This window comes from Streptomyces sp. NPDC041122, from assembly GCF_055592445.1.
In genome coordinates this window covers 439,415-453,159 of sequence record NZ_JBVIYQ010000004.1, presented here as the reverse complement: position 1 = coordinate 453,159, position 13,745 = coordinate 439,415, and the positions used below count along the sequence as shown (strand labels likewise).

Annotated in this window: 11 protein-coding genes and 1 pseudogene; 3 read left to right on the top strand and 9 right to left on the bottom strand. The window is 68.9% G+C overall.

Features of this window, described 5'->3' with window-relative positions; translation table 11 throughout:
- Window positions 1-20: 20 nt before the first annotated feature.
- From ACZ6B8_RS18115 to ACZ6B8_RS18105, 3 genes are all read right to left on the bottom strand, one after another.
- Window positions 21-1,103 (bottom strand): sporulation-delaying protein SdpB family protein, encoded by a 1,083-nt coding sequence (locus ACZ6B8_RS18115; protein WP_471607817.1) that lies wholly within the window; start codon window positions 1,101-1,103, stop codon window positions 21-23.
- A complete protein-coding gene (locus ACZ6B8_RS18110; protein ID WP_471082999.1) occupies window positions 1,096-1,668 on the bottom strand; it encodes an SdpA family antimicrobial peptide system protein in 573 nt (190 codons plus the stop codon). The genes ACZ6B8_RS18115 and ACZ6B8_RS18110 overlap by 8 nt, the downstream gene beginning before the upstream one ends.
- Window positions 1,669-1,778: 110 nt before the next feature.
- Window positions 1,779-2,387: a hypothetical protein gene (locus ACZ6B8_RS18105; protein WP_471607816.1), complete on the bottom strand. Its 609-nt coding sequence runs from the start codon at window positions 2,385-2,387 to the stop codon at window positions 1,779-1,781.
- A gap of 974 nt (window positions 2,388-3,361) precedes the next feature.
- On the opposite strand from ACZ6B8_RS18105, the pseudogene ACZ6B8_RS18100 reads away from it, so the two are divergent.
- A pseudogene (locus ACZ6B8_RS18100) lies at window positions 3,362-4,128 on the top strand (transposase).
- Between the two features lie 164 nt (window positions 4,129-4,292).
- Window positions 4,293-4,847 carry a hypothetical protein gene (locus tag ACZ6B8_RS18095; protein ID WP_471083008.1) on the top strand — a complete coding sequence of 185 codons (555 nt, stop codon included), beginning with the start codon at window positions 4,293-4,295 and terminating at the stop codon, window positions 4,845-4,847.
- Between the two features lie 160 nt (window positions 4,848-5,007).
- Here the strand turns inward: ACZ6B8_RS18095 and exaC are convergent, their stop codons facing one another.
- The 6 genes from exaC to xylB form a co-directional block, all read right to left on the bottom strand.
- A complete protein-coding gene (exaC, locus tag ACZ6B8_RS18090) occupies window positions 5,008-6,531 on the bottom strand; it encodes an acetaldehyde dehydrogenase ExaC (protein ID WP_471607815.1) in 1,524 nt (507 codons plus the stop codon).
- Between the two features lie 98 nt (window positions 6,532-6,629).
- Window positions 6,630-7,898, bottom strand: coding sequence for a winged helix-turn-helix domain-containing protein (locus tag ACZ6B8_RS18085; RefSeq protein WP_471607814.1), 1,269 nt, complete (start codon window positions 7,896-7,898; stop codon window positions 6,630-6,632).
- A gap of 139 nt (window positions 7,899-8,037) precedes the next feature.
- Window positions 8,038-8,637 carry an N-acetylmuramoyl-L-alanine amidase gene (locus ACZ6B8_RS18080; RefSeq protein ID WP_471607813.1) on the bottom strand — a complete coding sequence of 200 codons (600 nt, stop codon included), beginning with the start codon at window positions 8,635-8,637 and terminating at the stop codon, window positions 8,038-8,040.
- Between the two features lie 159 nt (window positions 8,638-8,796).
- Window positions 8,797-9,345, bottom strand: a complete 549-nt coding sequence (locus ACZ6B8_RS18075) for a hypothetical protein (RefSeq protein ID WP_471607812.1) — start codon at window positions 9,343-9,345, stop codon at window positions 8,797-8,799.
- A 254-nt stretch (window positions 9,346-9,599) separates the two neighbouring features.
- Window positions 9,600-10,832, bottom strand: coding sequence for an ROK family protein (locus ACZ6B8_RS18070; protein ID WP_471607811.1), 1,233 nt, complete (start codon window positions 10,830-10,832; stop codon window positions 9,600-9,602).
- A 14-nt stretch (window positions 10,833-10,846) separates the two neighbouring features.
- Complete coding sequence (xylB, locus tag ACZ6B8_RS18065; RefSeq protein WP_471607810.1) at window positions 10,847-12,301, bottom strand: xylulokinase; 1,455 nt, start codon at window positions 12,299-12,301, stop codon at window positions 10,847-10,849.
- 118 nt (window positions 12,302-12,419) lie between these two features.
- On the opposite strand from xylB, the gene xylA reads away from it, so the two are divergent.
- Complete coding sequence (xylA, locus tag ACZ6B8_RS18060) at window positions 12,420-13,586, top strand: xylose isomerase (protein WP_471607809.1); 1,167 nt, start codon at window positions 12,420-12,422, stop codon at window positions 13,584-13,586.
- The last annotated feature ends 159 nt before the right edge of the window (window positions 13,587-13,745 follow it).

Sequence of the window (13,745 nt, the reverse complement as noted above, 5' to 3'; positions counted from 1 at the left end):
GTGAGGGGCGGCTTCGGTTCTCAGGTCGGCTTCGGTTCTGAGGTCGGCTTCGGTTCTCGATCGGGATCCACGCGGTCCGGAGTGGCCGCGACGGCGGCGGCACCGATCATGATCAGACTGAAGCTCCACAGCCCGATGGTCGCGATGATGGCGCCGTGCAGCAGCACATCCATCCGGAAGGCCAACTTCCGCCAGCGTTGCGGGCCGATCAACAATGCGGCGATGACCACCTCAATGAGGATCGCACCCCAGGTCATCGCACTGACCAGCAGCCCGTTTCCGGACATCTTCAGCAGCGGCGCGGCGAGCGGCTCGGCCACTCCGAAGACCGGGTCGCGCAACACGTAGTACTCGGCCGAACCGTTCAACCAGTCCGCGACACCGAACTTGCTGATGCCGGACTGCAGATAAAGGATCACCAGCTGTACGCGCAGTGCCCAGAACGCGGCGAAGGCCACGCCACGACGCCGCGGTCCGAGCGCGGTGGTCGGCCGCTGCCAATGCCAACGCCGGTCGTCGGCCAAGCCCATCAGGATCAGGAGCAGGCAGACGATCCGCGCGATGGCCTCGCCGCCGTCGGGCAACGCGGTGCTGACGCCGATCGAGTACGCGATCCAGGCGTGGACCCACACCGTCCAGCGGGGCCGGTATCCGCTGGCGACCAGGGCGAGCAGCGCGACCATGATCCAGCGACGCCACTCCTGGGAGACCGCGTCACCACCCACGCAGTACGTGGAGATGGCCTGCACGCCCGCACAGTGCGGGTAGGGCTGTTCGCCGAGGAGAGGGTGGAGGAGCGCGGCGGACGGAGTGAAGGCCAGCGTGACCAGATGCGCCAGGGCGATGACCGTCCGGCCCCAGCCGAACCACACCGAGCGTGGGTCGAACTCGCGCAGCGCCCGGTCCACGGCGTCGGGAAGCCGGCCCGGTGGCGGATCCGCCGCTCGCGCGGCCGTCTTCCTGCTCTGACCGGTCTCCGATGGGGCGCCGCTCGCCTTTGCCGACTTCGCCGTCTTCGCCGTATTCGGTTCGGTCGTCGGCCCGTCGACGTCAGCCGTCGAGGCTCGCGCCGCTCTCGGCCCGGTCTCTGTCGTCTCAGTCATCGCACCGGATCCTCAGATGCGCCGCACGGGTCACGCGTGAGGTCTCGGACAGCAATTCACGGTAGGCCCAGGGCACGGGCCTCTGGTTGGTCACGACGACGTCTCCGCAGAGCGAGGGCAGGGGTGAGGGGTTGGTGACCGAGGCGGCGGGCCGGGCGGCGGCCGCGCGCAGGCAATCGTCGTTGGAGCCCTGACAGGTCTCCCAAGCACGGACCTTGGAGGCGAGCAGCGCCTCCTCGGGCCCCTGCGCGCGCTGCCGCCGTGACAGGCCGAAGAGATTCCCTGGCCTGCCCTGCGGGGTCAAGGAGAGGTTCTCCGGCCGCGCTCCACCGCCGCGCAGCCGGTAGGCGCCGAACTGTTCGCTCTGCGGGTCCTTGGTGAAGAAGGCCCAGCCTTGCGGCACGAACGCGGAGAAGGCCGTCTTCACCGGAGGCATCCACGGCTGCGTGGTCACGTTGCGCGGCATGGCGAAGTAGATGGAGGCGATCAGGACGGCGGACAGCGCGGCGGCAGCTGTGACGAAGGCCCGGCGCTCTCGCCGTACGGCCTGGGACGTGTCGCTCATGTACGTTTCCTCGGATGTGCGGGGTGCCGCCCGCTTTGCAGGGGCGGCATCCGGCACACGGTGTGCACGGAGCCTCGGCGCACGAGCGCGCGCCTCGGCCACCGGGACGCTTACAGAGCCTTGGCCACCGCGACATTCAGCGCCTCGCGGGTGAACTGCGAGGTGTCGTCGGCGGGCCGGTACGCGACCACGACGACCACGCCGACCTCGGCGACGGCCGCCACCGTGGTGGCCACCGTGCCGGTCTGGAGAACGACGTTGTCCGTCTTGACCCAGAAGGAACCGCGCGCGACGCCGTCGGGGAGGGACTTCTTGTCGGTCACCTTGTTCACGTCGGCCGCGAGACGGGTGAGGCCGGCGTCGACCTTGTACGGGTCGCCGCTCTGCACGTTCTCGGTGACCGCCTCGTGGAACTGCGGGTCCGCCGCACGCAGCGCGCCGGTGAAGGCGGCGGTCTTGGCGGCGTCCACGTTCTGGTGCGGGATGCCGAACTTGCTGAGCACGTCCGGGTTTTCCTGTGCGGCGCGACCGCTGCCGAGCGCGAAGAGCCCGACGATCTCCTGGTCGTTGTACGCGACGCCTTCAGCGGCGTTGCCTCTGTCGTCACCGTGAGCAGGTTCCGCCGCGAGCGCCGTGGGGGCGAGTGTGGTCAGGACAGCGGCCGCGGTGACCGCGCCGACGCCGGCGGTTCGGATACGTCGGGACGCCTTGATCTGCACGTTGTCTCCTCGTCGAAGGCTCGGTCCGGCGCGTCTGCCGGGACCGAGACTTGATCTTGGTCGGGGGCCTGCGACGCCTCAAGAAAGAGAGCGCAAAGAGGGCACAACGGGACCGTGTCGACGCCATGCCCTCATCTGTCAATCAGGGGGGTTCACCTGCTGACCGGGGGGTGTGCAGCCCGCTGATCGGGGGGCGCATGGTGGGTCGGCGTCGTGACGTGCGCGGGTGGCTCGAAGGCAGGAGCGGTTACTGCGTGAGTGGTGGCGTCTACGCGCCGCTGCTGGAGGACCAATACGTGCGCGGGATTCTGCCCGCACCGGCACGCACATCTACGCGGGAAACAGGGTCACTTCCACCATGGGAATGGGCTGTATCTAAGGGCTGTCCCGCTATTCCGGCCCAGCGGTGGCAGGGGCGTGGGGGCTGGCATGATGACCTCCATGACTGCACAACGAAAGGCCGATGCCGCGTAGACGGCCGGGCGCCCTGCGCGCCGAACGATGTGGCCCACGTACCTGGGAGGCCCTGTCCTCCAACCGGATCCACGGGCTTTCTGCCCCCACCAGCCTTGCGATACATCGGGTGGAGTGGCGTTCCGGCGACTACTACGTCTACCCCGGCGCCACTGAACGCGCGTTGCGGCGGTATCAAGAGTTCCTGGCACCGCAGGGACGCGGCCCTCTCTATCCGCGGTACGCGCGGTGCTCGTGCCGCGGTTGTTCCTTCGACGACGTGCGGCATGCACGCGACGTGCTGGAACAGGTCCTTCAGGAGCTGCCACCCCGACCTCGCCTGGAGCTGAAACGCCAAGTGGTCTTCCTGGACGCCGCATACCTCGGGCGCACGTTGCCCGATCCATTCGCCCATCATCGACAGTGGCGCTCTGATCTGTGGTGGCGTCGCTGTCTCGCCGACGGCGTAGAGGGCGGATGACGGCCTTCTGCCCACCCCGTCACAGTGAAATGATCACAGCGTGGCTGGTGTCATCACGGCGTCGCAGCCGTCCTGGATACCCCCGTTCACCGGGCTGAACCCGCGCTGTTTTGGCAAGTTGGTGAGCACACTGCGCCGTAAAGGGGCGGACTCGGCCCGGCGGGGCCGGCCATGGGGTTCGCCGTTGGAGGACCGGGTGCTGCTGGTCGCGGCGTACTGGCGCACCAACTTGCCCCTGCGCCAGCTCGCCCCGCTGTTCGGTGTCTCGAAGTCCGCGGCCGACCGCATCATCAACCACCTCGGCCCCCTGCTCGCGTTCAAGCCCCGGATCAGTTCCGCAAGGACACCGTGCTCATCGTGGACGGCACCCTGGTGCCGACCCGCGACCACACGGTGGCCGAGCAGTCGAAGAACTACCGGTACTCCACCAACCGCCAGGTCGTCATCGACGCCGACACCCGCCTACTCGTCGTGGTCGGCCAGCCCCTGCCCGGCAACCGCAACGACTGCAAGGCGTGGGCGGAATCCGGGGCCAAAGCCGCCGTCGGCAAGACGATGAAGATTGCCGACGGCGGCTATCCAGGCACCGGACTCGTGATGCCTCACCGGCGCCGCAAGGGCGAGGAACTGCCCGAGTGGAAGGAAGCGCACAACATGTCACACAAACAGGTCCGGGCTCGCGTCGAGCACGTCTTCGCATGCATGAAGTGCTGGAAGACTCTCCGCGACTGCCGCCTGAAAGGCGACGGCGTCCACCACGCCAGGCTCGGCATCGCCTGCCTCCACAACCACAACCTCGCCGGATAGGCAACGCCGCTGACGACCGAGCCGCCACGCCCCCGCCAACTCCAAGATCATTTACGGGACAGCCCTTAGCAGCCGTCAGGGGGCTGGCCGGTCGAGGCCCACACCTGTACGCCTTTTTTGGTTGCATGTATTACGCCGCGATGCGCCCTGCTGAGGTGATTCACTTGCAGAAGTCCCAGTGCCGACTGCCAGCGACTGGGTGGGGGCTCCTCAACCTGAAGGGCGGGGTCGTCACGGCGGGGAAGGAGTGGACGAACAACGGTGCCGTTCACGAGGTCCACTCACTGAAGCGACGGGCGGCGAAGGCGACCAGGCCCGTGCCCATCCCACCTGTGCTGGTGTGCATGCTGCGCGAGCACATAGAGAGTTTCGGTGTTGCACCTGATGGGCGTCTGTTCCGCAATGGCGCGGGGAACTACGTCGATACCTCCGTGTACAACATCACATGGAGGCGTGCGCGTGAGGCGGCATTGACTCTCGATGAACTTGCCCTTGAGCTGGCGAAACGCCCCTACGATCTACGCCACGCAGGGATCTCATTCTGGCTTGCCTCCGGTGTCGACCCCGCGGAGTGTGCGCGCCGCGCTGGGCAGAGCATCCAGGTCCTCTTTCGCTACTACGCCAAGTTTCTGGCCGAGGCGCGGAATCACGCCAACAGTCTGATCGAGGACTCGATGCGCAGGTGGGAGGGGCAGGACCGCAGCGTAGAGAGCACATGAGCCGGGCCTTGGCCCGGAAATGCCCCGGAACAGCTGGTCACTGGTGGGATAGTAGTGGGAGATATCGGGAGTTACTTCGCGATCGACCTCACGGTCTAAGGTGTGCCCAGGGAGGGCGCCTGACAGGTGAAACACCTGGTCAGGCGCCCTTTTCTGCTGCCTAGAAAAAGCCCAGCTTCTTCGGCGAATACGACACCAGAAGGTTTTTCGTCTGCTGGTAGTGCTCCAGCATCATCTTGTGCGTCTCACGGCCGATACCGGACTGCTTGTAGCCTCCGAACGCCGCATGCGCCGGGTAGGCGTGATAGCAGTTCGTCCATACGCGGCCCGCCTGGATCGAGCGGCCCGCCCGGTACGCCGTGTTGATGTCACGCGTCCACACCCCGGCCCCCAGACCGTAGAGCGTGTCGTTGGCTATCTTGATGGCATCGTCGAAGTCGTTGAAGGACGCGACCGAGACGACCGGGCCGAAGATCTCCTCCTGGAAAACTCGCATGCGATTGTCGCCCTCGAAGATCGTCGGCTGGACGTAGTAGCCGCCGGCCAACTCACCGTCGTACTCCACACGCTGGCCTCCCGTCAGGACCTTCGCCCCTTCCTGCTGGCCGATGTCCAGGTAGGAGAGGATCTTCTCCAGCTGGTCGTTCGAGGCCTGGGCGCCGATCATGGTGTCGGTGTCGAGCGGATGCCCGGCCTTGATCTGCTCGGTGCGCGCGATCGCCGCCTCGAGGAACTCGCCGTAGTGCCCGCGCTGCACCAACGCCCGCGACGGACAGGTGCACACCTCTCCCTGATTCAGGGCGAACATGGTGAAGCCCTCAAGTGCCTTGTCCCGGAAGTCGTCGTTCGCCGCCCACACGTCGTCGAAGAAGATGTTCGGCGACTTGCCGCCCAGCTCCAACGTCACCGGCTTGATGTTCTCGGAGGCGTACTGCATGATCAGCCGCCCCGTCGTCGTCTCCCCGGTGAACGCGACCTTGGCGACGCGCGGACTGGAGGCCAGCGGCTTGCCCGCCTCGACACCGAACCCGTTGACGATGTTGACGACCCCCGCCGGCAGCAGGTCGGCGACCAGGCTCATCCAGTAGTGGATGGAGGCAGGCGTCTGTTCGGCGGGCTTGAGGACGACGGCGTTTCCGGCCGCCAGAGCCGGCGCCAGCTTCCACGTCGCCATGAGGATCGGAAAGTTCCACGGGATGATCTGGGCGACGACGCCGAGCGGCTCATGGAAGTGATACGCGATGGTGTCCTCGTCGACCTCGCTCAGGGACCCCTCCTGCGCGCGGATGACCCCCGCGAAGTAGCGGAAGTGGTCGATGGCGAGGGGGATGTCGGCCGCCAGGGTCTCGCGGATCGGTTTGCCGTTCTCCCAGCTCTCGGCGACCGCGAGCTGTTCGAGGTTGGCCTCCATCCGGTCGGCGATCTTCCGCAGTACGTCCGCGCGTTCGGTGACGGAGGTGCGCCCCCAGGCGGGCGCCGCCGCGTGCGCCGCGTCGAGAGCCCGCTCGACGTCCTCCGCGGTGCCGCGCGCGATTTCCGTGAAGGGACGTCCGTTGACCGGGCTCGGGTTCTCGAAGTACTGGCCGCGAGCGGGCGCCACGTACTCGCCGCCGATGAAGTGGTCGTAACGCGACTGATAGGCGACGATCGCGCCCTCGGTGCCGGGCGCTGCGTAACGGGTCATGCTGGCTGGCCTCCCGGGAAAGGCTGCCCACCGTCGGGCAGCTGTGGATCGGAGGCTAGGTGTGCGGAGGTTGCATCGACGTTGCGAGCATTCCGTTTCTACGCGGGCCGGCGGCCCGGTGCGGCCAGTTCGGCGTCGAGCTCCCTCAGGCACGCCAGCACCGGCGGGGTCGGACGCAGCGCGGCCAACGCTCGCCACACCGCGAGATCGCCTTCCCCCCACGGCGCGTGTGCCCAGTCCGCGAGCAGATCCGGGTCGTTGCGGTCCACGAGTGCCGCCCGTACCTGGTCCGCCAGCCGCCTGCGCATCCGCACCAAGGCAGGGGCCTGCGATTGCGGAAGCAGCGGTCCCGCGTACGCCGCGGCTGCTGCCGTCACCGCCCCCGCTGCCAGGCGACGCTCGACGACATCGACGTCACACTCGACCGGAACCGCCAGCCGATAGGGTCGCGAGCGCAACAACTCGGCCCCGAGAATGCGCCGCAGCCGCGCCATCTCGGCCCGCAACGTCACCTGCGACACCGACTCGTCCTCGTACAGCGCGCACAACAGCTCGTCCCCCGTCAGCCCCTCCGGATGACGGGCCAGCAGCACGACGATCTCGCTGTGCCTCCGGCTGAGTCGAACTCTGCGCCCGCCGGCGATCAACAGGGCCTCGTCCCGCCCGAGGGCGGCCAGTTCCACGGTCGCGTCGACGACCATCGAAGGTGCCAGCAGCGCCAGTTGTGACTCTCCGGCCCGCGCGACGGCCTGCACGAAGGCCAGGCTGTGGGGATGCGCCAAGCCGTCCCCACCTGTGATGTCCACCGCGCCGATCAGCCGCCCCGTGCGTGGATCGTGCACGGGGGCCGCCGCGCACGTCCACGGCTGGACCCGCCGCGCGAAGTGCTCGGCGGCGAAGACCTGCACCGGCCGGTCCAGGGCAACGGCCGTCCCAGGCGCGTTCGTCCCCATCGCGGACTCCGCCCACCGCGCCCCCGGCACGAAGTTCATCCGGTCGGCGCGCCGCCGTGTCACCGCATGGCCCTCGACCCACAACAACCTGCCCTGCGCGTCACACACCGCGAGGAGATGCTCCCCGTCGGCCGCGAAGGTGCCCATCAGCTCACGGAACAGAGGCATCACCCGCGTCAGCGGATGCTCCGCCCGATAGGCACCGAGGTCGCCGTCGGTCAGCTCCACCGGCGCGCCGTCCGCCTCGGGGCTGACCCGGGCCCTGGCCGATCTGCGCCAGGATTCGGCGACCACTGAACGCACCGGCAGGGATATCGCCCCGCCCTCGGTGAACCTCTGATGCGCACGGCGCAACACCTTCGAACGCTCGGCCGGGTCCGCGCCCGCTTCCAAGGCCACCCATGGCTCGGTCAAGACGGCCTCCCGGGACGGCGGTGCGGTACTGCCATCGTCGCCCCGGAGCCGTGAGCCGACAAGGACGCGGCACGCAGGCGGCTCCTGAATTCGAAGCCGTCGGCTTGATTCCGAAGGTGGCCTCGGAGCCTCGGCGCGATCAGGCGGTATTGACCAGGCGAAGGTAGCGCGACCAGTCCCAGTACGGACCTGGGTCCGTGTGGTCCGCGCCGGGAACCTCACTGTGTCCGATGATGTGCTCGCGATCCCTTGGGATGTCGTACTTCGCGCAGATCGCGGCGGTCAGCGCTGCGGACTGTTCGTACAGGGCGTCGGTGAAGTACTCGGGTTTGTCGACCCACCCTTCGTGCTCGATTCCGATGCTGCGTGTGTTGTAGGTCCAGTTGCCCGCGTGCCACGCGACGTTCCGCTCCCGTACGCACTGGGCGATGTGGCCGTCCCTGGAACGCACCACGTAGTGGGACGAGACCTGCTTTGCCGGATTCTGGAAGATGGCGATGGCGTCCGCGTAGGTCTCTTGCGTGACGTGGATGACCACGTAGTCGATGGGATAGGTGCTGGGGCGGTTCGCGGCGGTGTAGTTGGAGGTGCTGGCCGCCTTCCACTCGGCCAGGGGATAGTCGACCGCGCGGGCCTGGGCGGTCGCGCGGACGGCGGGCAGGAGGGCCGCGGGCGCGGCGGCGGCGACCGCACCCTGCAGCAGTCGGCGCCTGGTGGGGAAGCGTCTTGCTTGATCCATGACTTGCCTGCCTCTCGGTGGGGGGAACGGCTGGGCTGGCGCTGTACTTGAGAGATCCACCGCACCGGGGCGCCCCCTGGCTCGGTGGGCCACCACGTCGGCGGAGCCACGGCGCCGGACACAGGGTGGGGAGGGCCACCCTGCTGAAGGCGCTCGGTTCTAGGACGTGTACGGAGCCGATCCGTGGGGCAGCGCGGCGGCCGACTCACGCAGCCGCGCGTACAGTCCACGGTGAGTCTCGCGGTTGGGCAGCCATTCCTTGCGGATCTTGGCCACGCAGGTGTAGTTGGTGTCGCAGAGGGGCTCGACGATGACCACGGTGTTCATGGCGCACTCGACGGCGACCCCGCATGTCTCGCTCTTGTTCTGCCGTTCGTGCCCGTCGCCGAGACTCGGCAGTGCGCCCTCGACGGTGACTCCGAGGTAGCAGATGACGCCGGCACGTATCTCGGGCGTGTCCGTGTAGCCGCCGTGCGCGTCGTGCACGAGTGCCGAGCGCACTTCCGGATGCGCGGGCGCGACGCCGACCGTCCCGTGCAGGGGGCCCAGGGGCAGGTCGATGTCGACGTCCCCGTCCCGCACAGTGAACCGCGCCGTGCGCCGGGCCCGGGTGCCTGGAGCGATGCGGGCCACGGGCGGGGCGCCGCCGAAGGTCCAGGCGCAGTCGTCAGCTTCGGGCCGCACGGTCAGGACTCGGGGTTCGCTCATTTCGGGTTCGCTCCGCTCTGGCCGGTCGGCCCTCTGCTCGGCTGATCGGGCCCGTCGTGGTGGCACGCATTCATCGGGGTGTGAGAGTTGCTTAGCCCGAGTGACGCTGCCTCAGCTCTGGCGTCGGGACCGCTGGCCTCACGTGAATTACGGTACGGCGCTTGCCGGTTGAGGCGGAAGGTGGTGGCGCTGATCTGTGTACAGCAGCGTGGTTGTGGATATCTCCGCCACCCGATCGAGGGAGGGGCAGAGAACTACCGAGATGGGCCCGCACCAGGCCCCGTGCCACCGGCCACACCCACCGGATCGTCCAGCACCGCCCGTGCCGCCGAGTGCGCCGCGCCCAACAACGGACCATCCGGTCCCAGACCGGAGACCGTGACTCCGCAAGCCCGGCCTGCCGTACGGCCCGTCAACTCGTGCTCCAGCGCGGACAGCAGCCATGGCGCAAGGCGCGACAGGGCCCCGCCGAGCACCACGGCCCGTGGGTCCAGCAGGTTCACGGCACCGGTGAGAGCGATGCCCAGGGCCTCGCCGGCGCCGCGCAGCGCTCGTCGTACCGCGACGTCGCCTGCGGCTGCGCGCTCGGCGAGTAGTTCGCTCCGCTCCGCACCAGGGTCCAGGCCTGCCGCCCGCAGCACGGCCTCCTCACCGGCGTACTGCTCCAGACAGCCATGACCCCCACACGGGCAGGCCGGACCGTCAGGACGTACGGGCACGTGTCCGAGCTCGCCGGCGAAGCCGTGCGCACCCCGCAGTACGTGGCCGTCGACCACGAGCGCGGCGCCGATACCGATTTCCGCCGAGACGTGGAGGAAGTCGTCGGGGGTCTCCTCGCCGAGCCACAGTTCGGCGAGCGCGCCGAAGTTGGCTTCGTTGTCCACCGTCAGTGGCAGATCGGAGGAGACGAGCTCGCCAAGGTTGATGTCGTCCCATCCCAGGTTGGGCGCGCGAACGACCGTCCGTGTGCCGCGGGCCACCAGCCCGGGGACCGCCACCGCGAGCCCCGCCGGAATCAGGCCGGCCGCTCGGGTCTCGGCGCTGACCTGCTCCACCAGGAGCGTGAGCTCCTCCAGCACGGGGACGGGTGACCGCCCGCGATTGGGGGCGGGACGCACGGCACGGGCACGCACTTCTCCGCGGAGGTCGACGGCGCATGCGGCGAGGTGATCGACGCCCACTTCCGCACCGATGCCGACCGGGCCCCGCGCACTGACGGCCAGGGCGGACCCGGGGCGCCCCACCCGCCCGGGACGCTCGGGACCCAGCTCGTCCAGCAGCCGCGAGCGGATCAACTCGTCCACCAGCGTGGAGACCGCGGCGCGCGTCAGCCCGATACGGGAGGCCACGGCGGCGCGGGACAGCGGCCCGTGCGCGGCGACCGTGTGCATCACCCGGGAGAGGTTGCGGCGACGCATTCCCTGCTGGGTGTCGGGCAGCCGCGCACCGGAGGTCGTGCTGTGCGCATCGTGCAGCGGTGCGGTCATGCCTCGGTCGGTCCTCACTCCCCGTGGGGCGCCCGGTCCAGGAGCGGCGCCGCGTCGGAGAGTACCCCGGAGATCCGGTCCAGCGTTGTTTCGTCCCTTTCCACCGGGTCGAGTACCGGACCGCGTGCTGTGTCCCAGCGGCGCGCGATCGCGCTCGGATCCTCGCCGGTCAGTACACCTGCCGCCTGGGCCGCCGCACCGAGCGCGACCAACTCCTGGGCCTCGGGGATCTGCACGGGGCGTCCGGACAGTCGACGTACTGTCTGCTGCCAGGCGGTGCCGCGTGCCCCGCCCCCGATGAGCAGAAGGGGCGACGAACGGTCGGCTCGCGGGTCGAGTACCCGGTCGAGGGCGCCGAGCAGTGAGTGCACCGCTCCGTCGTACGCGGCCTGCAGCAGCTGCCCTGGTGTCGTGTCGTGCCGCAGGCCGTGCAGGACGCCGGAGGAGTGGGGCAGGTTGGGGGTGCGTTCGCCGTCCAGGTAGGGCAGGAGCGTGACCGAGCTGCCCGGCTCGACCGCCTCGCGCTCCAGGTGAAGCAGTTCCGCTACACGGTCGACGGCCAGTGTGCAGTTGAGGGTGCAGGCCAGCGGCAGCCAGGCGCCGCGCGCGTCGGCGAAGCCCGCGACGGTTCCGCTCGGGTCCGCGGAACGGTTCTCCGAGACCGCGTAGACGGTGCCGGAGGTCCCGAGGCTCAGCACCGGTGTGCCGGGGCGGAGTCCGAGTCCCAGGGCGGCGGCCGCGTTGTCGCCCGTGCCAGGGGCGATCAGCGTGCCTTTGGAGAAGGGAAGTTCACTGCCGCCCCGGGCCGTTCCGACGACCTCCCCGGGCTGCGCGACGCGGGGCAGGAGAGCAGGGTCGAGGCCCACCATGTCGAGGATGTCCTCGTCGTACTGCTCCGTTCCCGACGCCCACCATCCCGTTCCGGAGACGTCGCCGCGGTCGGTCGTGCCGAGCCCGGTGAGTCGTTCGGTGAGGTAGTCGTGTGGTAGGCGGACAGCTGCTGTGGCGCGGGCGGAGCCGGGCTCGTGCTCGGTGAGCCAGACCCATTTCGTCACCGTGAAGGACGGCCCCGGGACGCTGCCGACCCTGTCGGCCCACACCTTGGGGCCGCCCAGGCGATCGACCAGACTCCGTGCCTGTGGTGCCGACCGCACGTCGTTCCAGAGCAGGGCCGGCCGCACCGGGGATCCGTCCTTGTCCAGCGTCACGAGCCCGTGCTGCTGGCCGCCGATCGACACCGCGGCGGCCTCGTGAGCGGCGGTTCCGCACTGGCGGAGGGCGGTGCACAGAGCGTCCCACCAGTCCCGGGGATCGCTCTCGCGGTGTTCGCCGGTGCTCACCCGGTGCGGTGCCTGGCCGCTCGCGACGACCCGGCCGGTGCCGACGTCGACGACCAATGCCTTGGTGGACTGGGTGGAGCTGTCCACGCCGACGACGAGCGGGCCCTGGGCTGTGGGCGCTGTTGACATGACGGTCTCCGTTCCTGGGGTCCTTCCGGGTATGCCCCGGAGTTCCCTCCTCTTCCCAGCGGCGCCCTCGGATACTAATTTGTAAACCGCCATGACGAAATAGGTGAGGGAGCCGCACATGAACTATCAGCCCACTCCTGAGGACAAGTTCAGCTTCGGCCTGTGGACCGTCGGGTGGCAGGGGAGGGACCCGTTCGGGGACGCCACCAGGGCGGCGCTCGACCCCGCGGACTCGGTCCGACATCTGGCCGAACTGGGTGCCTACGGAGTGACGTTCCACGACGACGACCTGATTCCCTTCGGTGCCTCCGAAGCGGAGCGCGAGGGGCACATCAAGCGTTTCCGGCAGGCGCTGGACGCGACAGGTCTCGTCGTGCCGATGGCCACCACGAACCTTTTCACCCACCCCGTCTTCAAGGACGGCGGATTCACGGCCAACGACCGTGACGTACGCCGGTACGCGCTGCGCAAGACCATCCGCAACATCGACCTCGCGGCGGAGCTGGGTGCGCGCACCTATGTCGCGTGGGGCGGCAGGGAGGGGGCGGAGTCGGGCGCCGCGAAGGATGTGGGCGACGCGCTGGACCGCATGAAGGAGGCCTTCGACCTGCTCGGTGAGTACGTCACCGCCCAGGGCTACGACCTCCGGTTCGCGATCGAGCCGAAGCCGAACGAGCCGCGCGGCGACATTCTGCTGCCCACAGTGGGCCACGCTCTTGCCTTCATCGAGCGCCTGGAGCGGCCCGAACTGTTCGGCGTCAACCCTGAAGTGGGCCACGAACAGATGGCGGGCCTGAACTTCCCGCACTCCATCGCCCAGGCGCTGTGGTCGGGGAAGCTCTTCCACATCGACCTGAACGGTCAGACCGGCATCAAGTACGACCAGGATCTGCGGTTCGGCGCGGGTGATCTGCGCAGTGCGTTCTGGTTGGTGGATCTCCTGGAGAGGGGTGACTACGAAGGCCCCCGGCACTTCGACTTCAAGCCGCCGCGCACGGAGGACTACGACGGGGTCTGGGCGTCGGCCGCCGGCTGCATGCGCAACTACCTGATCCTGCGGGAGCGCGCGGCTGCTTTCCGGGCCGACCCCGAGGTGCGTGAGGCGTTGCGTGCCGCGCGTCTGGACGAACTGGCGATGCCCACGGCTGACGACGGACTCTCCGGCCTGCTCGCCGACGGGAGCGCCTTCGAGGCCTTCGACGTCGAGGGCGCCGCCGCACGCGGCATGGCCTTCGAGCACCTCGATCAGTTGGCCATGGATCATCTTCTGGCGGCCCGGCCCTGAGGTCACTCATCCGGGGCTTGTAGCCTCCTGTTGAAGCTGCTTCGCATAAGCGCGGCGGACCAGAGCCGGCAGATGTAGGCGTACCGGTGGCGCCTCCCGCGAGGGGCAGGAGGCGCCACCGGCCTTCGTCGGGCCAATCAGCACCCGAGGGGCGCGGTG

What these genes read in the sequence shown, in the direction of transcription:
- exaC (WP_471607815.1), bottom strand. Translation starts at nt 6,531, where the DNA reads ATGACCCGTTACGCAGCGCCCGGCACCGAGGGCGCGATCGTCGCCTAT.
- ACZ6B8_RS18080 (WP_471607813.1), bottom strand. Translation starts at nt 8,637, where the DNA reads ATGGATCAAGCAAGACGCTTCCCCACCAGGCGCCGACTGCTGCAGGGT.
- ACZ6B8_RS18070 (WP_471607811.1), bottom strand. Translation starts at nt 10,832, where the DNA reads ATGACCGCACCGCTGCACGATGCGCACAGCACGACCTCCGGTGCGCGG.
- xylA (WP_471607809.1), top strand. Translation starts at nt 12,420, where the DNA reads ATGAACTATCAGCCCACTCCTGAGGACAAGTTCAGCTTCGGCCTGTGG.
- ACZ6B8_RS18075 (WP_471607812.1), bottom strand. Translation starts at nt 9,345, where the DNA reads ATGAGCGAACCCCGAGTCCTGACCGTGCGGCCCGAAGCTGACGACTGC.
- xylB (WP_471607810.1), bottom strand. Translation starts at nt 12,301, where the DNA reads ATGTCAACAGCGCCCACAGCCCAGGGCCCGCTCGTCGTCGGCGTGGAC.
- ACZ6B8_RS18110 (WP_471082999.1), bottom strand. Translation starts at nt 1,668, where the DNA reads ATGAGCGACACGTCCCAGGCCGTACGGCGAGAGCGCCGGGCCTTCGTC.
- ACZ6B8_RS18115 (WP_471607817.1), bottom strand. Translation starts at nt 1,103, where the DNA reads ATGACTGAGACGACAGAGACCGGGCCGAGAGCGGCGCGAGCCTCGACG.